Annotated in this window: 18 protein-coding genes; 13 read left to right on the top strand and 5 right to left on the bottom strand. The window is 64.4% G+C overall.

Annotation, left to right across the window (positions count from 1 at the left end; genetic code table 11):
• The first annotated feature begins 250 nt into the window (after positions 1-250).
• Together ACIP1G_RS18670 and trmA are read left to right on the top strand one after the other, a co-directional pair.
• On the top strand, positions 251-1,546 hold the full coding sequence (locus ACIP1G_RS18670) for an NCS2 family permease (RefSeq protein ID WP_400739714.1): 1,296 nt from the start codon (positions 251-253) through the stop codon (positions 1,544-1,546).
• Complete coding sequence (gene trmA / locus ACIP1G_RS18665; protein WP_400739712.1) at positions 1,543-2,628, top strand: tRNA (uridine(54)-C5)-methyltransferase TrmA; 1,086 nt, start codon at positions 1,543-1,545, stop codon at positions 2,626-2,628. Before ACIP1G_RS18670 ends, trmA begins: the two co-directional genes overlap by 4 nt.
• A gap of 97 nt (positions 2,629-2,725) precedes the next feature.
• Here the strand turns inward: trmA and pcaG are convergent, their stop codons facing one another.
• Together pcaG and pcaH are read right to left on the bottom strand one after the other, a co-directional pair.
• Positions 2,726-3,331, bottom strand: coding sequence for a protocatechuate 3,4-dioxygenase subunit alpha (pcaG, locus tag ACIP1G_RS18660; protein WP_012274187.1), 606 nt, complete (start codon positions 3,329-3,331; stop codon positions 2,726-2,728).
• Positions 3,332-3,341: 10 nt separating this feature from the next.
• Entirely contained in the window at positions 3,342-4,061 is a 720-nt protein-coding gene (gene pcaH, locus ACIP1G_RS18655; RefSeq protein ID WP_051100860.1) for a protocatechuate 3,4-dioxygenase subunit beta, read from the bottom strand.
• A 228-nt stretch (positions 4,062-4,289) separates the two neighbouring features.
• Between pcaH and ACIP1G_RS18650 the strand changes: the two genes are divergently transcribed.
• Positions 4,290-5,183, top strand: a complete 894-nt coding sequence (locus tag ACIP1G_RS18650) for a neutral zinc metallopeptidase (protein ID WP_400739710.1) — start codon at positions 4,290-4,292, stop codon at positions 5,181-5,183.
• 295 nt (positions 5,184-5,478) lie between these two features.
• Entirely contained in the window at positions 5,479-7,398 is a 1,920-nt protein-coding gene (locus ACIP1G_RS18645) for a methyl-accepting chemotaxis protein (protein ID WP_400739708.1), read from the top strand.
• A gap of 143 nt (positions 7,399-7,541) precedes the next feature.
• Here ACIP1G_RS18645 and ACIP1G_RS18640 read toward each other — a convergent pair whose 3' ends face one another.
• Together ACIP1G_RS18640 and ACIP1G_RS18635 are read right to left on the bottom strand one after the other, a co-directional pair.
• The gene (locus ACIP1G_RS18640) at positions 7,542-8,438 is read right to left on the bottom strand and encodes a LysR family transcriptional regulator (protein WP_400739706.1); all 897 of its coding nucleotides are present in this window, start codon (positions 8,436-8,438) and stop codon (positions 7,542-7,544) included.
• Between the two features lie 156 nt (positions 8,439-8,594).
• Complete coding sequence (locus tag ACIP1G_RS18635; RefSeq protein ID WP_400739705.1) at positions 8,595-9,185, bottom strand: NAD(P)H-dependent oxidoreductase; 591 nt, start codon at positions 9,183-9,185, stop codon at positions 8,595-8,597.
• Between the two features lie 154 nt (positions 9,186-9,339).
• On the opposite strand from ACIP1G_RS18635, the gene ACIP1G_RS18630 reads away from it, so the two are divergent.
• Entirely contained in the window at positions 9,340-9,654 is a 315-nt protein-coding gene (locus ACIP1G_RS18630; RefSeq protein ID WP_400739704.1) for a putative quinol monooxygenase, read from the top strand.
• On the opposite strand, the gene ACIP1G_RS18625 is transcribed toward ACIP1G_RS18630, so the two are convergent.
• Positions 9,644-10,408 (bottom strand): sulfite exporter TauE/SafE family protein, encoded by a 765-nt coding sequence (locus ACIP1G_RS18625; protein WP_400739702.1) that lies wholly within the window; start codon positions 10,406-10,408, stop codon positions 9,644-9,646. The genes ACIP1G_RS18630 and ACIP1G_RS18625 overlap by 11 nt on opposite strands.
• Before the next feature lie 77 nt (positions 10,409-10,485).
• Between ACIP1G_RS18625 and ACIP1G_RS18620 the strand changes: the two genes are divergently transcribed.
• The 8 genes from ACIP1G_RS18620 to ACIP1G_RS18585 all read left to right on the top strand — a co-directional run bounded on the left by ACIP1G_RS18620 (position 10,486) and on the right by ACIP1G_RS18585 (position 17,806).
• A complete protein-coding gene (locus tag ACIP1G_RS18620; RefSeq protein WP_400739701.1) occupies positions 10,486-11,367 on the top strand; it encodes a LysR substrate-binding domain-containing protein in 882 nt (293 codons plus the stop codon).
• 165 nt (positions 11,368-11,532) lie between these two features.
• A complete protein-coding gene (locus ACIP1G_RS18615; protein ID WP_400739699.1) occupies positions 11,533-12,138 on the top strand; it encodes a CDP-alcohol phosphatidyltransferase family protein in 606 nt (201 codons plus the stop codon).
• A 30-nt stretch (positions 12,139-12,168) separates the two neighbouring features.
• Positions 12,169-13,920, top strand: coding sequence for a bifunctional alpha/beta hydrolase/class I SAM-dependent methyltransferase (locus ACIP1G_RS18610; protein ID WP_400739697.1), 1,752 nt, complete (start codon positions 12,169-12,171; stop codon positions 13,918-13,920).
• A complete protein-coding gene (locus ACIP1G_RS18605; protein WP_400739695.1) occupies positions 13,921-15,369 on the top strand; it encodes a serine/threonine protein phosphatase in 1,449 nt (482 codons plus the stop codon).
• Positions 15,366-15,797 (top strand): hypothetical protein, encoded by a 432-nt coding sequence (locus ACIP1G_RS18600; protein WP_400739694.1) that lies wholly within the window; start codon positions 15,366-15,368, stop codon positions 15,795-15,797. The genes ACIP1G_RS18605 and ACIP1G_RS18600 overlap by 4 nt, the downstream gene beginning before the upstream one ends.
• A 10-nt stretch (positions 15,798-15,807) precedes the next feature.
• Positions 15,808-16,431 (top strand): lysophospholipid acyltransferase family protein, encoded by a 624-nt coding sequence (locus tag ACIP1G_RS18595; RefSeq protein ID WP_400739692.1) that lies wholly within the window; start codon positions 15,808-15,810, stop codon positions 16,429-16,431.
• A gap of 1 nt (position 16,432) precedes the next feature.
• Positions 16,433-17,365 carry a phosphatidate cytidylyltransferase gene (locus ACIP1G_RS18590; RefSeq protein ID WP_400739690.1) on the top strand — a complete coding sequence of 311 codons (933 nt, stop codon included), beginning with the start codon at positions 16,433-16,435 and terminating at the stop codon, positions 17,363-17,365.
• Positions 17,366-17,461: 96 nt separating this feature from the next.
• Positions 17,462-17,806, top strand: coding sequence for a cupin domain-containing protein (locus ACIP1G_RS18585; RefSeq protein ID WP_003258412.1), 345 nt, complete (start codon positions 17,462-17,464; stop codon positions 17,804-17,806).
• The last annotated feature ends 160 nt before the right edge of the window (positions 17,807-17,966 follow it).

Raw genomic sequence — 17,966 nt, 5'->3', positions numbered from 1 at the left:
AACCCGCTCCTACAGGGATTGCGCAAGGCCTGAGGGCGGCGGGTTACTTGTAGGAGCGGGTTTACCCGCGAAGAGGCCGGCACAGGCTATAGCGAACCCATTCCCCAACGGCCATAGGCCCCCGCCAACCATGCTGGTATGATGCGCGGCTTTTTTCCGCCCCACACAAAACCACGGCAACCGGTACGGTCTGTGCTTTGCTGATGGGGTCGATATATTCATGGCGCCGGGGGCGCCTTGGGGAGCGGGCATGCTGGAAAGGCTGTTTCAACTAAGAGCACACAACACCAACGTGCGCACCGAGATTCTTGCGGGCGTCACCACCTTCCTGGCCATGGCCTACATCCTGTTCGTCAACCCGAGCATCCTCGGTGAGACCGGCATGGACAAGGGCGCGATCTTCGTCGCCACCTGCCTGGCGGCGGCCATTGGCTCCACCACCATGGGCCTGATCGCCAACTACCCGATCGCCCTGGCACCGGGCATGGGCCTGAACGCGTTCTTCACCTACACCGTGGTGCTGCACATGGGCCACACCTGGCAGGTGGCGCTGGGTGCGGTGTTCCTGTCGGCGGTGATGTTCTTCCTGCTGTCGATCTTCCGTATCCGCGAATGGATCGTGAACAGCATCCCGCTGCCGCTGCGTTCGGCGATTGCTGCCGGTATCGGCCTGTTCCTGGCGCTGATCGCCCTGCATAACGCAGGCATCGTCGTCGATAACCCGGCCACCCTGGTGGGCCTGGGCGACCTCAAGCAGCCGGCACCGATCCTCGCCACCCTGGGCTTCTTCCTGATCGTTGGCCTGGAGTCGCTGAAAGTGCGCGGCGCCGTGCTGATCGGCATCCTGGCGGTGACCATCGCCTCGATCGTGATGGGTGTGACGCCATTTGGCGGCATTGTCTCCATGCCACCATCGTTGGCGCCGACCTTCCTGCAGCTGGACATCGCCGGCGCGCTGGACGTGGGCCTGGTCAGCGTGATCTTCGCCTTCCTGTTCGTCGACCTGTTCGACAACTCCGGCACCCTGATTGGCGTGGCCAAGCGCGCCGGGCTGATGGGCAAGGACGGCCACATGCCGAAGATGGGCCGTGCGCTGATCGCCGACAGTACCGCCGCCATGGCCGGCTCGCTGCTGGGCACCTCGACCACCACCAGCTACATCGAATCTGCCGCGGGCGTGAGCGCCGGTGGCCGCACCGGCCTGACCGCCATCGTGGTCGCCATCCTGTTCCTGTTGGCACTGTTCTTCGCCCCGCTGGCCGGTAGCGTGCCGGCCTTCGCCACCGCCCCGGCGCTGCTGTTCGTCGCGGTACTGATGGCCTCGGGCCTGGCGGAAATAAACTGGGACGACGTCACCGAAGCCGCACCGGTGGTGGTGACCGCCCTGGCCATGCCGCTGACCTACTCGATCGCCAACGGCATCGCCTTCGGCTTCATCTCCTGGACTGCCGTCAAGCTGATCTCTGGCCGCCACCGCGACCTGAACCCGGCCCTGGTGATCCTTTCCATCCTGTTTGTCATCAAGTTGGGCTGGTTCAACGCATGAGTGCTGCTTTCGACCCCTCCTCCTACGCCACCCAGCTGGACGCCAAGGTGGCCCGGCTGCGCGAGCTGCTGGCGCCGTTTGGCGCGCCGGAGCCGGCTGTTTTCGACTCGCCGCGCGAGCATTACCGCCTGCGCGCCGAGTTCCGCCTGTGGCGTGAGGATGGCCAGCGCCACTACGCCATGTTCGCCCCGGGCGAGAAGCACAAGGCGATCCTGATCGACGACTTCCCCATTGCCAGCCAGCGCATCAACGAACTGATGCCGCGCCTGAAGGCGGCCTGGCAGGGCAGCGAGGAACTGGGCAACCGCCTGTTCCAGGTGGAATTCCTCACCACCCTGGCCGGCGATGCCATGATCACGATGTGCTACCACCGCCCGCTGGACGAGGCCTGGGAAGTGGCTGCGCGGCAGCTGGCCGAAGAATTGAGCGTGAGCGTGATTGGCCGTTCCAAAGGCAAGCGCCTGGTAATCGGCCGTGACTATGCGGTGGAAAAACTCGACGTAGCAGGCCGCGTATTCAGCTATCGCCAGCCGGAGGGTGCGTTCACCCAGCCCAACGGCGCGGTGAACCAGAAGATGCTGAGCTGGGCTTTCGAGGCGATTGGCGAGCGTGACGACGACCTGCTGGAGCTGTATTGCGGCAACGGCAACTTCACCCTGCCACTGGCTACCCGCGTGCGCCAGGTGCTGGCGACCGAGATCAGCAAGACGTCGGTCAATGCTGCACTGAGCAACCTCGACGAGAACGCTGTGGATAACGTGCGGCTGGTGCGGTTGTCGGCAGAGGAGCTGACCCAGGCGCTGAATGACGTGCGACCGTTCCGCCGCCTGGAAGGCATCGACCTGAAGAGCTACGCGTTTGGTACGGTGTTTGTCGACCCACCGCGGGCGGGGATGGACCCGGATACCTGCGAGCTGACCCGGCGTTTCGAGCGGATCCTGTACATCTCGTGCAACCCGGAGACACTGGCGGCGAACATTGCCCAGTTGCAGGACACCCACCGCATCGAGCGGTGTGCGTTGTTTGACCAGTTCCCGTATACCCACCATATGGAGAGTGGGGTGTTGCTGGTTCGGCGTTAAAGCATTCGCGGGGCAAGCCCGCTCCCACAGGTACTGCTGCACCTTGTGGGAGCGGGCTTGCCCCGCGAATGGGCCGCAAAGCGGCCCCAGGCTTCACTCAGAAGTCGAAGAACACCGTCTCCCCTTCCCCCTGAATACGGATATCAAAGCGATACGCCGTCTTCCCATCCACTTCGCAACGCTTGGCAATCAGGGTCTCACGACGCTGCGGCTGCTCGATCAGGTTGAGTACCGGGCACTTGGCGTTGGCCTGGGCCTCATCATCGAAATACAACCGCGTGTGCAGGTGAATGTTGATGCCCCGGGCAAACAGGCTGATGTTGATGTGCGGCGCCATCGGCACGCCAGCAGCGTTGTTCACCACACCCGGCTTGACCGTGTGCAGGGTCCACTCACCAGCATCGAATGTTGTCGCAGTACGGCCAAAGCTGTTGAAGGCGTTTTCCAGGTTGTAGGCATCCTGGTACTCGCCATTGGCGTCGGCTTGCCACACTTCCAGGAACGAGTCACGCACCAGGTGGCCATTACCGTCGTATACCTGGCCGATCAACAGGATGTGCTCACCCGGCGCGTCTGGCTTGGCCAGGCGATTCCAGATTTCCTGGTCACGGGTCGGGTTGCCGGCCGCTTCCAGGGCCAGGCCGATGTGCACGTAAGGGCCGGCAGTCTGCGAAGGGGTTTCCGGCAGCAGTTCGATTGGCATGGCGGGGTCCTCAGCAGTTTTCGAAGTGGGTCTTGCGCTGGCCGCGCAGCACGATGTCGAAGCGGTAGGCCAGGCAGTCCATCGGGTTGGCGTTGCTCATGTCGAGCTTGGCGATCAACTGCTGCACGGCTTCAGGGTTGGCGATCGACTTGACGATCGGGCACATCGGGATCAGCGGGTCACCCTCGAAGTACAGCTGGGTGATCAGCTTGGTTGCGATCGACGGGCCGCTGATGGCGAAGTGGATGTGCGCCGGGCGCCAATCGTTCGGGCCGTTGCGCCATGGGTACGGGCCCGGCTTGATGGTGCGGAAGCTGTAGTAGCCGTCGCGGTCGGTCAGGCAGCGGCCCACGCCACCGAAGTTCGGGTCCAGCGGTGCCAGGTAGCGGTCGTTCTTGTGGCGATAGCGGCCGCCGGCGTTGGCCTGCCACATTTCCACCAGGGTGTTGGGCACAGGCTTGCCGTACTGGTCGACGACGCGGCCGGCAACAATGATGCGCTCGCCGATTGGCAGGCCACCGTTGTTGAAGTTCAGCAGCAGGTCATGGTCGTGGGCGCCAAAGCCCAGGTGGGAAAAGTCGGGGCCAGTGGTTTCGCTGATCGACTGCGGAATGCTGACCAGTGCCTGGCGCGGCGAGCGGGCAATGGACGTCTTGTAGTCAGGCGTAAGGGCTTTCGGGTGCCAGTTGCGATCACGGATCACGAAGCGGCTGTTGTCCTGAGCGGGCATGCCGGTTTCCTCTCTTGGAATTATGGAGATGCGCAGGGGGGCTTCTTTAAAGCCCATTCGCGGGCAAGCCCGCTCCTACATACAGTTTCAGGCAGGTCGCGCGCGATGAATATTGAAATCGAGCACTTCACCAATAACCAAATGGTTATGGATTAACACCTTGGCCTGACACCTGCCGCTTTCGTGAACTAATCTTTGTCTTCTTGTTTCACGCTCCGGAGAGCATTCATGGAATGGCGAAAAGGCCGGCGCAGCGACAACGTGGTCGATGCCCGAGGCGAAGGTGGCGGTGGCGGCGGCATGCGTTTCGGCGGCGGCAAGGGGCTGGGGCTCGGGGCGATTCTGCTGATTGTCGGCATCGGCTGGCTTACCGGGCAGGACCCGTTGCAGATTCTTGGCCAGCTCACCGGCCAGATGGAACAGCAGCAACAGCAAACGGCCCCCAGCGGTGCAGGCGGCAAGGCGCCGCCGGCCAATGACCAACAGGCCGAATTCGTCGCCTCGATCCTGGGTGACACCGAAGACACCTGGAAGGCCCTGTTCGCCGAAGCCGGCAAGCAGTACCGCGACCCGAAACTGGTGCTATTCAGCGGCCAGGTCAATTCGGCCTGCGGCTTTGCCTCGGCGGCGGTGGGCCCGTTCTACTGCCCGGCGGACCAGCGGGTCTACCTGGACATGTCGTTCTTCCGCGAAATGGAAACCCGCTTCGCCGCCGCCGGCGACTTTGCCCAGGCCTATGTGATCGCCCACGAAATCGGCCACCACGTGCAGACCCTGCTAGGTGTTTCGGCCAAGGTCGATGCAGCCCGCCGCAACGGCCAGCGCATGGAGGGCGACAATGGCCTGCTGGTGCGCCAGGAACTGCAGGCCGACTGCCTGGCCGGGGTATGGGCCTACCAGGCGCAGAAGCGCCTGAACTGGCTGGAGCCGGGTGACGTCGAGGAAGCGCTGAACGCAGCCAATGCCATTGGCGATGACCGCTTGCAGCAGCAAGGCCGCGGGCGCGTGGTGCCGGACTCGTTCACCCATGGCACCTCGGCGCAGCGGGTGCGCTGGTTCAAAACCGGGTTTGCCGAGGGTGAAGTAAACCGCTGCGATACCTTCAGTGCGCGCAACCTCTGACACTTCGCCCAACAGGCTGGCGCGGTCAGTGTAGGAGCGGCCTTGTGTCGCGAAAGGGCCGCAAAGCGGCCCCAGCAATAGTTGCATCAGCGCTGAAATCCTGGGGCCGCTTCGCGGCCCTTTCGCGACACAAGGCCGCTCCTACAAAAAAACCGCATATACGTCTTTTGCTGAAAAAGCGTTTCAGCTTCCCCCATCATTGCCGATAACCCCTGCACGAGTCAGCGGGCATCCAGAACAACAACGCCTGGCGATCGAAGATCAAGAGAGCGAAAACAACTTCTGGAGAGCGTGCATGAACAGCTGGTTCGCCAACATCAGCGTCAACCTCAAACTCGGCCTGGGCTTCGGCCTGGTGCTGATCCTTACCGGCCTGCTGGCCCTGACCGGCTGGACCAGCCTGGGCAGCCTGATCGACCGCAGCAACTGGATGGGCGATATCGGCCAGCTGAACAAAGACCTTACCGACCTGCGTATTGCGCGCCTGCAGTACATGATCGCCAATGGCGACGATACCGCAGCAGCCAATACCCAGGCCAAGCTGGACGCTTTCGGCAAGCAGCAGGCCTACCTGGCCAGCACCTTCAAGAGCCCGGACAACGTCAAGCTGCTGGGTGAGCTGGGCGAGACCATCAGCGCCTACAAGCTGTCGCTGAACAAGATGCGCCAGGGCTACGACGCCAGCCGCACCGCGCGCGCTGCCATGGACAGCTCGGCCACCCGTGCCGACCAGGCCATGGACGCCCTCAGCCAGGAAGTGATGGCGCGCCCCGAAGCCGACAGCGTGCGCCTGGCCCAGTACCAGCTGATCAGCAAGGCCCGCCAGCAACTGCTGCAAGTGCGCATCGACGTGCGCGGCTACATTGCCGACAACAGCGCCGCCAACGAGCAGGCCGCCCTGCGCCAGCTGGACGCGGCCTTGGCCGAAATCGACAACCTCAAACGCCAGCTGCCCGCCGAAGACGCACGCCTGCAACAGTTCGAAGGTTCGGTACTGGCCTACCGTGAGGCCGTGCGCCAGTTCCGCGACGCGGTCGCCAACATCACCACTTCACGCGCCGAAATGACCGTGCAAGGTGCCGACATCGTCAAGCGCAGCGATGCGCTGTACCAGATCCAGCTGGAACGTCGCGACATCGAAAGCACCCAAGCCCGCAGCCTGCAGGCCATCGCCACGTTGTTGGCACTACTGGTCGGCGTGCTGGCGGCAGTGCTGATCACCCGGCAGATCACCCGCCCGCTGCACGACACCCTGGTAGCGGTGGAAAAGATCGCCAGCGGCGACCTCACCCAGCACCTGCGTGTTACCCGCCGCGACGAGCTGGGCGTGCTGCAGCAAGGCATCGCGCGCATGGGCACTACCCTGCGCGAGCTGATCAGCGGCATCCGCGATGGCGTTACCCAGATCGCCAGCGCCGCCGAAGAGCTGTCGGCAGTCACCGAACAGACCAGCGCCGGTGCCAACAGCCAGAAGGTCGAGACTGACCAGGTGGCCACCGCCATGCACGAGATGGCCGCAACCGTTCAGGAAGTGGCACGCAATGCCGAGCAGGCCTCGCATGCCGCCACCGGTGCCGATGACGAAGCCCGCGCCGGCGACCGCGTGGTGGGCGAGGCGATTGGCCAGATCGAGCGCCTGGCCGAGGAGATGCACCGTTCCACCGAGGCCATGAACCTGCTGCAGCAGGAAAGCCAGAAGATCGGCAGCGTGATGGACGTGATCAAGTCGGTGGCCGAACAGACCAACCTGCTGGCCCTTAACGCAGCGATCGAAGCCGCGCGTGCCGGTGAGGCCGGGCGGGGCTTTGCCGTGGTCGCCGACGAAGTGCGCGGCCTGGCCCAGCGCACGCAGAAGTCCACCGAAGAAATCGAAGAGCTGATCGCCAGCCTGCAGCACGGTACCCAGCAGGTGGCGAGCGCCATGCAGGGCAGCCGTACCCTGACCGACAGCAGTGTCGAGCTGGCGCGCAAGGCCGGGGCATCGTTGGAGAGCATTACCAGCACGGTGTCGGGCATCCAGTCGATGAACCAGCAGATTGCCGCTGCGGCGGAGCAGCAGAGTGCGGTAGCTGAGGAGATCAGCCGCAGCATCCTGAATGTGCGCGATGTGTCGGAGCAGACGGCTGCGGCCAGTGACGAGACGGCGGCGTCCAGCGTGGAGCTGGCGCGGCTGGGGGGGCAGCTGCAGACGCTGGTCAGCCAGTTCCGCGTCTGACCTGAAGCCCCTGGGGCCGCTTTGCGGCCCTATCGCGACGCAAGGCCGCTCCTACAGGAGATCGCGGTCACCTGTAGGAGCGGCCTTGTGTCGCGATCGGAGGGCAAAGCCCTCCCCTACGCCAACGCAGACCTGCCGCGGTCTCAGCAGGCGTACATCGCCAGCTTGCGCTGGATGAAATCGAGGAAGCACTGGATGCGCAGTGCCAACTGGGTGTTGCGGTAGTACACGGCGTGGATCGGCTGGCGGTAGCCATTGTTGGCCTCGCTCAGCAGTACCTGCAGGCGCCCGGCGCGGATGTCCTCGTGGGTCATGAAGTGCGACAGGCTGACGATGCCCTCGCCGGCCAGCGCCAGCTGGCGCAGGGTCTCGCCGCTGGAGGCGATCAATGCCGGGCGGATGCTCCAGCGGTCGCCCTGGGCATGGCGCAGCGGCCAATGGTTGAGCGACTCGGGCTGGCTGAAGCCGAGCAGGCAGTGACTGTTCAGATCCTCGACCCGTTGCGGCGTGCCGTGCTGCTCCAGGTAAGCCGGGCTGGCCAGCACTTGCACCGGGCTGCATCCCAGGTTGCGGGCGTGCAGGCTGGAGTCGGCCAGCTCACCGATGCGAATGGCCACGTCGGTGCTCTGCTCCAGCAGGTCGATGATCAGGTCGTCGGTGTTCAGCTCCAGCTCGATGCCTGGGTACTGGCGGCGGAACTCGCCGATCCACGGCAGGATGGCATGCAGCATGAACGGCGCAGCGGCGTTGATGCGCAGGCGCCCGGTGGGGGTCTGGCGGTTCATCGACAGGCGCTCTTCCATCTCGTCCATCTGTTCCAGGATCAGCCGCGAGCGCTCAAGGAAGAACCGGCCCTCTTCAGTCAGGTCCATGCGCCGGGTGGTGCGGTTGACCAGCGTTGTGCCCAGCTTGCCCTCCAGGCGCGACAGGGTGCGGCTGACGGCTGATGGGGTCTGGCCCATCTGCTCGGCGGCGGCGGAGATCGAGCCGCAATCGATGACGGCGACGAATACCTGGAGTTCTTCGGATCGGGTTTTCACATCTGGGCCTGTGGTGGTCTCTGCAGAGATTAGATAGCCGCTTGTCGATGCCAAGTCCAGTGGTGCCTGTACGGGCCTCTTCGCGGGTAAACCCGCTCCTACACAGGTTGTTGTAGGAGCGGGTTTACCCGCGAAGAGGCCAGAACAGGCAAAAGCTTATTGTGCCCTGCCAAACACCTTGTTCAAATGCGCCTCATAAGCCGCCAACGCCGCTGGCACATCCGGCCGCTTCATCACATCCACCGCCAGGAACGTAGGTAGCCCGGTCATGCCAAGGAACTGGTTAGCCTTGTGGAACGGAAAGTACACCGCATCCACGCCCTTGCCCTCAAAGAAGTCCGTCGGGTCATCGAACGCCTGCTGCGGCGCGTTCCAGGTCAGCGACAGCATGTACTGTTTGCCATGTACCAAGCCACCGCTGCCGTACTTCTGCGAGTGGTCGGAACGGGTGCGGCCGTCGTTGGCATACAGGCTGCCATGGCCGGCGGTGAACACATCGTCGACGTACTTCTTCACGGTCCACGGCGCGCCCATCCACCAGCCGGGCATCTGGTAGATCACCACATCGGCCCACAGGAACTTCTCCACTTCATCCAGGGCGTCATAGCCGCCGTCGATGAAGGTCTGGCGCACATCGAAACCGGCCCGGTCCAGATGAGCGATGGCCGCTTCGTGCAAGGTCGCGTTGAGGCGACCATCGGAGTGAGCGAACTGTTTACCACCGTTGAGCAAAAGGATCTTCTTCATGCGGGCCTCGCGGTCAAATTCAGGCCGCAGGTTAGAGGCTCGCGGGCGCGGAATACAGCAGCGTTGGGGCAAAATACAATTGACCTGAAGTCACGAATAAGCAGCACATTATTGCCGTAGAATCGGTTCACCTTCCATCACCGAGTAGCGCCCCATGAGTAAGCAGTTCGCCTTCATCCTCAAAGCCAAGACCCGCCCGGAAATGGCTGATGCGTTCGAGACCCTGTTCCGCCCCTACGTCGAGCCAAGCCGCCAGGAGCCGGGCTGTATCGAGTACCACATGCTGCGCGACAAGCAGGACCCGAGCCTGTTCGTGTTCTTCGAAGTGTGGGCCGACAAGGCCGCGCTGGATGTGCATTCGGCCCTGCCGCACATGGCCGCGTTCTTTGAAAAACGCATGGACTACCTGGAGCGCGACTTCGATATCCAGATGATTGACATGCTCAGCGCCTCATCGGCTAACCGTTGATCAGCAAATGGCCGCCGAGCGCGGCCAGGCCGATGAAGAAGCAACGCTTGAACAGCAGCGCGCTGATGCGCTGACGCAGCCACTGGCCGGCCAGCATGCCAAGCAAGGCCGGCGCCAGCATCAGCAGCGAAGCCCCCAGCGCCTGGCCACCCAGGGCATCCTGCCCGGCCAGGCCAACGGCCAACGCCAGCGTCGACACCGTGAACGACAGGCCCAGGGCCTGGATCAGCTGTTCACGGCTCAAGCCCAGGCTCTGCAGGTAAGGCACCGCCGGTATCACGAACACCCCGGTCGCCGCCGTGACCACGCCAGTCACCAGGCCGCAAACCGGCCCCAGCCAGCGTTCGTGCCCCGGCGCCAGGTGCAAGCCCGGGCCCGCCAGCCCGTACAACGCATACACCAGCAACGCCGCACCCAGCGCGTGCACGGCCCACGAACCACTGTTGATCCCCAGCCAGGCGCTGCCCAGCAAGGTACCCACGAAGATCATCGCCAGCATCGGTCCCAGGCGCACCAGCAACTCGCGCAGGTGTCCACCGTTGGCGAGCTGCCACAGGTTGGTCAATGTCGAGGGCACGATCAGCAGTGCCGCTGCCTGCGCCGGTGGCATAGCCAGGCCCAGCAGGCCCATGGCAATGGTCGGCAGGCCGAGGCCGATCACCCCCTTTACGGCCCCCGCCAGCAGAAAGGTCAGTATCACCAGCAATGTCAGTGCTGGGCCTATGTTCTGGTAGAAAACGAGCAAGGTATTCATGGGCCGATGATGGCGTGCACCGGCCGAGCTGAAAATCTGCCATATACTCAGCCTGACTCTTGTCAGGACAGAGCCAGATGCATTTCGACTTGATCGACCTCAGACTGTTCCAGCACACCCTGGAGTGCGGCAACATCACCGCCGGCGCCAGCCGCAGCCATCTGTCGCTGCCGGCGGCCAGTGCGCGCATTCGCGCCATGGAAGCATCGCTCGGCATCCCCTTGCTGGCACGTAACCGCCGTGGTGTACAGCCAACCCCGGCCGGCCAGGCGCTGCTACAGCATGCCCGCGTGATATCGCAGCAGGTCGAGCGGCTGCTGTTCGACCTGGGCCAGTACGCGCAGGGGCAGCAAGGCCAGGTGCGCCTGCTATGCAACACCGCAGCGCTCACCGAGTACTTGCCGGAGCTGCTGGCCAGCTACTTGGCTGCACACCCTGGGGTCAGCGTGGATGTGCAAGAGCTGCCAAGCTTGCGCATCGTTCAGGCGATTACCCAGGGCATGGCCGACCTGGGCATCGTCTCGACCGCCGCCCCCAGCGAGCACCTGCAGACACGGCCGTTTCGCGACGACCCACTGGTGCTGATAACGCCACTGGGCCACCCGCTGGCCAGCGCGCTCGCGCCCAGCTTCATCGACAGCCTGGCCCACGGCTATGTCGGGCTGGGGGCTACCAGTGCATTGGCGTTGTACCTGGAAGAGCAGGCACTGCGCGAGGGGCAGCGCATGCGGGTTCGGGTGCGGGCCGAGGGGTTTGACGGGGTGATGCGCATGGTCGCGGGCGGGGCCGGGGTCGGGGTGGTGCCGTTGGCTGCGGTGAAACGTTGGCAAGGGTTGTTGCCATTGCACTGGGTGGCGCTGGAGGAACCATGGGCCAACCGCCGGTTGCTGCTGTGTGCTCGGGATTTTACGGCCCTGCCGGGCTATGCCGCCGGGCTGGTAACCGCCCTCACCGGCTGACGCTGGGCGGATGGCACGGGCTTCGCCCGTGTTCGCGGGTAAACCCGCTCCCACAGGGTAATCAGTATTTCCTGGATTGACGCTATACCTGTGGGAGCGGGTTTACCCGCGAACACGGGCTCACACACAATGGCGCCATAGCGGCCCACGAAAAAGGATTTTCCAGTGGCATCGATCTACCAGCTAAAACCGCGCTTTCAAGCCTTGCTGCGCCCCGCAGTGAAACGCCTGCATGACCGCGGTGTCACCGCCAACCAGGTCACTGTCGCCGCCGCCGTGGTGTCTGCCCTGCTGGGCCTGCTGCTGGCCGCCCTGCCGCACGTCACCTGGCTGTTCATCCTGGTGCCAGTGTGGATGCTGCTGCGCATGGCCCTGAACGCTGTCGACGGCATGCTGGCTCGTGAATTCGGCCAACAATCCACCCTCGGCGCCTACCTCAACGAACTCTGCGACGTGATCGCCGACGCCGCCCTGTACCTGCCCTTCGCCCTGCTACCTGGTGTTTCACCTACGCTGGTGGTGCTGCTGGTGCTGTGCGCCACGTTCAGCGAATACGCCGGGGTCATGGGCCCGCTGGCCGGTGCCTCGCGGCGCTATGACGGCCCCATGGGCAAGAGCGACCGGGCCTTTGCCTTCGGTGTGCTGGGCGCCGGCGTCGCCTTTGGCCTGCTCAATGGTGCCTGGATCAACGGCCTGTTGCTGGTCATCCTCGCGCTCTCGCTCTATACCCTCTACAACCGGGTTCGCCAGGGGCTGGCCGAAACCCGCTAAGCCTACAGCCGACGCAAAAGGACGTTGACCATGCGCCAAGCGCAAGCGCTGCACTTCTCCACCCATGACGGTGTCGAGCTGCACTACCGTCATTGGCCTGCCACCCGCAACGAGTACCCGCCACGCCGGGCCGTGGTGATGTTTCATCGAGGCCACGAACATGGCGGGCGCATGGCCCACCTGGCCGATGAGCTGGACATGCCAGGCTATGACTTCTTCGCCTGGGATGCCCGCGGCCATGGCCAGTCGCCGGGCGCACGCGGCGACAGCCCGGGGTTCGCCACCAGCGTGCGCGACGTGCAGACCTTCATCGAACACATCCAGGCGCAACACGGCATCGCCGAACAGGACCTGGTAGTACTGGCACAGAGCGTGGGTGCCGTGCTGGTCGCCACCTGGGCACACGACTACGCACCCAAGGTGCGCTGCATGGTGCTGGCCTCGCCGGCATTCAAGGTCAAACTGTACGTGCCGTTCGCCCGTACCGGCCTGAAGCTGCTGAAGGCCCTGCGCGGCAACTTTTTCGTCAACAGCTACGTCAAGCCGCGCCTGCTCACCCACGACCCTGAGCGGGTGATGTCGTATGTGGCCGACCCGCTGATCAGCCAGCCGATTTCGGTGACCATGCTGCTGGGCCTGTACGAAGCCGCCGACCGCGTGGTGGCAGATGCCCAGGCCATTCAGGTGCCGACCCAATTGCTGGTGTCCGGTGCCGACCTGGTGGTCGAACGCCAGCCACAGGAGCGCTTTTTCGAACGGCTGGGCAGCGCACGCAAGGAAATGCACACCTTGCCCGGGTTCTTCCACGACACCCTCGGCGAGCGCGATCGGGCGCATGCCCTGCGGCGCATCGAGCGGTTTGTCGAACACTGCTTCGCCAGCCCCGCCGTGCCGTCACTGCTTGATGCCGACAAGACCGGCGCCAGCTGCGCCGAAGCCGAAAGCCTGGCCGCGCCGTTGCCGCGCCACTCGCCGCGTGACCTTTACTGGCGCGCCACCCGTGCCAGCCTGCGCCTGGGCAAGGGTTTGTCGGAGGGCGTGAAGCTGGGCTTCGACACGGGTTTCGATTCGGGCAGCACCCTCGACTACGTGTACCGCAACCAGCCGACCGGCAAGGGCAAGCTGGGCCGCCTGGTCGACCGGAACTACCTCGACGCCATCGGCTGGCGCGGCATCCGCCAGCGTAAACTGCATGTCGAAGAGCTGTTGCGCCTGGCCATCGCCCGCCTGAGCGAACAGCAACGGCCAGTGCACATCGTCGATATCGCCGCCGGCCATGGCCGCTACATCCTTGAGGCCCTGCAGGACCTTGAGCAATTGCCAGACTCGATCCTGCTGCGCGACTACAGCGAGCTGAACGTGCAACAAGGCAGCACGCTGATCGCCGAAAAGGGCCTGGCCGATATCGCGCGCTTTGTCCAAGGCGATGCCTTCGACCGCCAGAGCCTGGCCACGCTGGATCAGCCGCCAACCCTGGCCGTGGTCTCGGGCCTGTACGAACTGTTCGCCAGCAACCAGCTGGTGGGCAACTCACTGGCTGGCCTGGCTGACGCAGTGGAAGATGGCAGCTTCCTGGTCTACACCGGCCAACCGTGGCACCCGCAACTGGAGATGATCGCCCGTGCCCTCACCAGCCACCGCGGCGGCGAGGCCTGGGTGATGCGCCGCCGCAGCCAGGCCGAGATGGACCAGCTGGTAGAGGCTGCGGGTTTCCGCAAGCTGGCCCAGCGCATCGATCAATGGGGCATTTTCAGTGTCAGCCTGGCACAACGGGTGCGCTGAATGAGCCCCGCTCGCGAACCTGGGCTGATCCGCAGGGGGGTGTTCTGGCTGCTGGTGCTGGGGCCGTTGTTTTTCCTCAGCTATGGGCTGGCGAACAATTACACGGCCGGGCGCAGTGATGTTGGCAGCCTGGTGTTCGGCTGGGAACGCGGCATGCCGCTATGGCCCTGGACAATCATCCCGTACTGGTCGATCGACCTGCTTTACGGCCTGTCCTTCCTGCTGCCGCGCACGCGCCAGGAGATGGACCGCCACGCGCTGGCGTTGCTCAGCGCACAGGTAATCTGCGTCAGTGGCTTCCTGCTCTGGCCGCTGCGCTTTACCTTCGAGCGACCAGAGCTGGGTGGTGTATTCGGCTGGTTGTTCGATGTGCTGATGGGCTTCGACAAACCGTTCAATCAGGCACCTTCGCTGCATATTGCCCTGCTGGTGATCATCTGGACGATGTTTGCCCGGCATGTGCAACGCCAGCCCTGGCGTTGGCTGATGCATGGCTGGATGGCGCTGATCGGGGTGTCGGTATTGACCACCTGGCAGCACCATTTCATCGACGTGCCGACAGGGGCACTGGCGGGGTTTGTCTGTGTCTGGCTGTGGCCGCATCGGGGGCGGCTACCCTGGCAACAGGCACGTCTTGCGCGTGATGCCAAGCGCTGGCGGGTGGCGTTGTGTTATGCAGTGGGCGCACTGCTGTGCGCAGTGCCTGCCGTTGTGTTGGGCGGCGCCTGGTTGTGGTTGGCCTGGCCGGCCGTGTCGCTGGTATTGGTGGCGCTTAACTATGGCGTGTTCGGCCCAGGCGGGTTTCAGAAAGGCGCCGATGGGCACTTGTCGAATGCAGCCAGCTGGCTGTTGGCACCGTACTTGTTGGCGGCATGGGCAAACTCGCGCTTATGGACCAGGCGCCATCCGCAGGCGGACGAAGTGTGTGAAGGCGTTTATCTGGGGCGGATTCCTGGGCGTTGTACGCAATTCGCTGCGATCGTCGATTTGTGTGCAGAGCTACCGTGCAATGTTCAGGACGGCGCGGGCCTTTGTAGGAGCGGCCTTGTGTCGCGAAAGGGCTGCACAGCAGCCCCGGCAATTTCTGCAGCGAAGCTGAAAATCTGGGGCCGCTTCGCGCCCCTTTCGCGACACAAGGCCGCTCCTACACAGGCCGCGTCAGCTGTTGGCTACGCGTGTTTCCCCACACTGGACCTGATAGTCCCGGACAGCACCCTGCTGCACCAGGCCGCCATCGCCATCGAAAGACTGCGCTCCCAAGGCCCCGTACTGGTCTGCTGCGCCTTGGGCTATTCGCGCAGCGCCAGCGCCGTAGCCGCCTGGCTGGTGCTCACAGGCCGCTGCGCTGACGCGCAACAGGCCGAAACGCTGCTGCGCAAGGCCCGCCCCGGCATTGTCCTGCACAGCGCGCACCGCCAGGCCCTGCAACAGCTTGGTGCACAACCATGAACCTGCTGGTGGTGGCCAGCCTGCTGGGCTGTGGCAAACAGCTGGAACGCCTTTCAGACGGCCTCACCCTGCTGGCCCTGGCCTACGGCCTGGCGCCTTTGCTGGGTGCCCCGCTGCAACCGCTGGCCAGCCTGCTGTGCAGTGTGCTGCTGGTGCTCGGCGTGCTGCACAAGTATTGGGCCATCCGTGTGGCCGTGGATGCCAAACTGTTTGCCCGCCTCGCCGATAGCAGCGACCTGGCAGCAGACACCCAGGCCCTGGACCGTGCTTTGCTCGAACTGAAACTCAAACCACAGGCTGCAGACTCCCGCACCTGGCCTGCCCGCAGCCAGGCCGCATTGGGCCTGTTGCGCCGCCAGGCAGTTTGCCTGGGCCTGCAGCTGACGCTGGCCTTGGCTACCCTGCTGATGCTGCCTTTCAAGGGATGACTACCAATCCATGCTCGCCAACCTTACGGCCTACCTCATCACTTCCGCCGCCCGCCTGATCACCGGCGCCCGCGCCCTGTGGCTGGGTTGCACACCGCTGCCGGTGCAACGCCTGTACTTCGCCAATCACAGCAGCCACGGTGACTTCGTACTGCTGTGGGCGTCGCTGCCGCAGCCACTGCGCAAGCGCACCCGCCCGGTGGCCGGCGCCGATTACTGGGCCAAACCGGGCCTGCGCGATTTCCTCATTCGCAAGGTATTCAATGGCGTGCTGATCGACCGGCAACGCAGCGAAGGCCAGGGCAGCCCGCTGCAGCCGATCCTCGACGCCGTGGCCCAGGGCGACTCGCTGATCTTCTTCCCAGAGGGCACGCGCAACCTGGGCGACGAACCGTTGATGCCGTTCAGGAGCGGGTTGTATCACCTGGCGGCAGCCAACCCTGAAGTCGAACTGGTGCCCGTGTGGATCGCCAACCTCAACCGGGTGATGCCAAAGGGCCGCGCCCTGCCCTTGCCGTTGCTATGCACGCTGAGCTTTGGCGAACCCCTGCGCCTGCAGGCCGATGAGAGCAAGCAGGCGTTTCTCGAGCGGGCCAGCCAGGCCCTGCTGAACCTGGCCCCGAAGGATGCCTGACATGGACGACAACACCCTTTCCCTGTTCGCCGGCATCGGCGCCTTGTTGCTGCTCGCCAGCGTAATCGGCCGCCTGCTCAAATGGCGCGCGGGCCCCGCGCCGCACGCGGTGATCGACAACCTCAACGCCCGCATCAACGCCTGGTGGGTAATGGTGCTGGTAATCGGCATCGCCTTCCTGTTCGGCAAGTACGGCGTGATCGTGCTGTTCTACGGCGTGTCGTTCTACGCCCTGCGCGAGTTCATGACCCTCACCCCGACCCGGCGCAGCGACTACCCGGCACTGGTGGCGGCGTTCTACGTGGCGCTACCCGTACAGTACGTGCTGATTGCCATGGACTGGTACGGGCTGTTCACTATCTTCATCCCGGTGTACCTGTTCCTGCTGCTGCCGATCCTGGCCAGCTTTGGCGGCGACACCACGCGCTTTCTCGAACGCGCCTCGAAAGTGCAGTGGGGGTTGATGATTGCGGTGTACTGCGTGTCCTCGGTGCCAGCCTTGATGACCCTGGACATCCCGGGGTACGAGGGGCGCAACCTGTTGCTGATTGCCTGGCTGATCATGGTGGTGCAGCTCAGCGACGTGCTGCAGTACGTATGCGGCAAGTTGTTCGGCAAACACAAGGTGGCGCCCAACCTGTCGCCGTCCAAGACCATCGAAGGCCTGGCTGGCGGCGTGGCGCTGGCCACCCTGATCGGCGCCATGCTGTGCTGGATTACCCCGTTCACCTTCTGGCAGGCCGCGCTGATGGCACTGGCCGTCAACGCCATGGGCTTTTTCGGCGGGCTGGTGATGTCGGCGATCAAGCGCGACCGCGGGGTGAAGGACTGGGGGCACATGATCGAAGGCCATGGCGGCATGCTCGACCGCATGGACTCGGTGTGCTTTGCAGCACCCGTGTTCTTCCATTTTGTGCGGTATTGGTGGGCATAGCGCGGGCAGGCAGCTGGACGTCGAGCCCAGGCAACTGCGGCTCGGCCAATGGCCCTATGGTGACGAGTCATTCAGCCAGTCACCAGGAGTTGTGCCATGTCCGATTTCATCACCGTCCTGCGCGAAACCTGCCCGACGCCGGTCGTGGACGCCACCAAGTGGAAGCGCATCGGCGGCGATCCGCACACCGTCAACCTCAACGCCTACCTGTCGGCCGACGGCAGCAAGATCATGGGCACCTGGATCTGCACCCCGGGCAAGTTCGAGGTCAATTACGAGAAGTGGGAGTTCTGCCACTTCCTCGATGGCTACTGCATCATCACCCCGGAAGGCGAAGAGCCAAAGCACCTGAAAGCGGGTGATGTGTTCGTGATCGAACCGGGGATGAAAGGTACCTGGGAAGTGGTCGAGACCGTGCGCAAGTATTTCGTCTTCGCCTGATCCCACAGCGGGCATTGCGCGGTCGTGGGTGGGGGGGGGGGGGGGGGGGGGGGGGGGGGGGGGGGGGGGGGGGGGGGGGGGGGGGGGGGGGCGCGGGGGGGGGGGGGGGGGGGGGCGGGGGGCCCCCCCCCCCCCCGGCGGCCGGCCCCCGCCGCGCCGG

Origin of the sequence: Pseudomonas sp. NPDC089392 (genome assembly GCF_044749595.1) — a bacterium.
Lineage (GTDB): Bacteria > Pseudomonadota > Gammaproteobacteria > Pseudomonadales > Pseudomonadaceae > Aquipseudomonas.
Note: the sequence above shows the minus strand (reverse complement) of the source record. Positions and strands in the feature narration are given on the sequence as shown.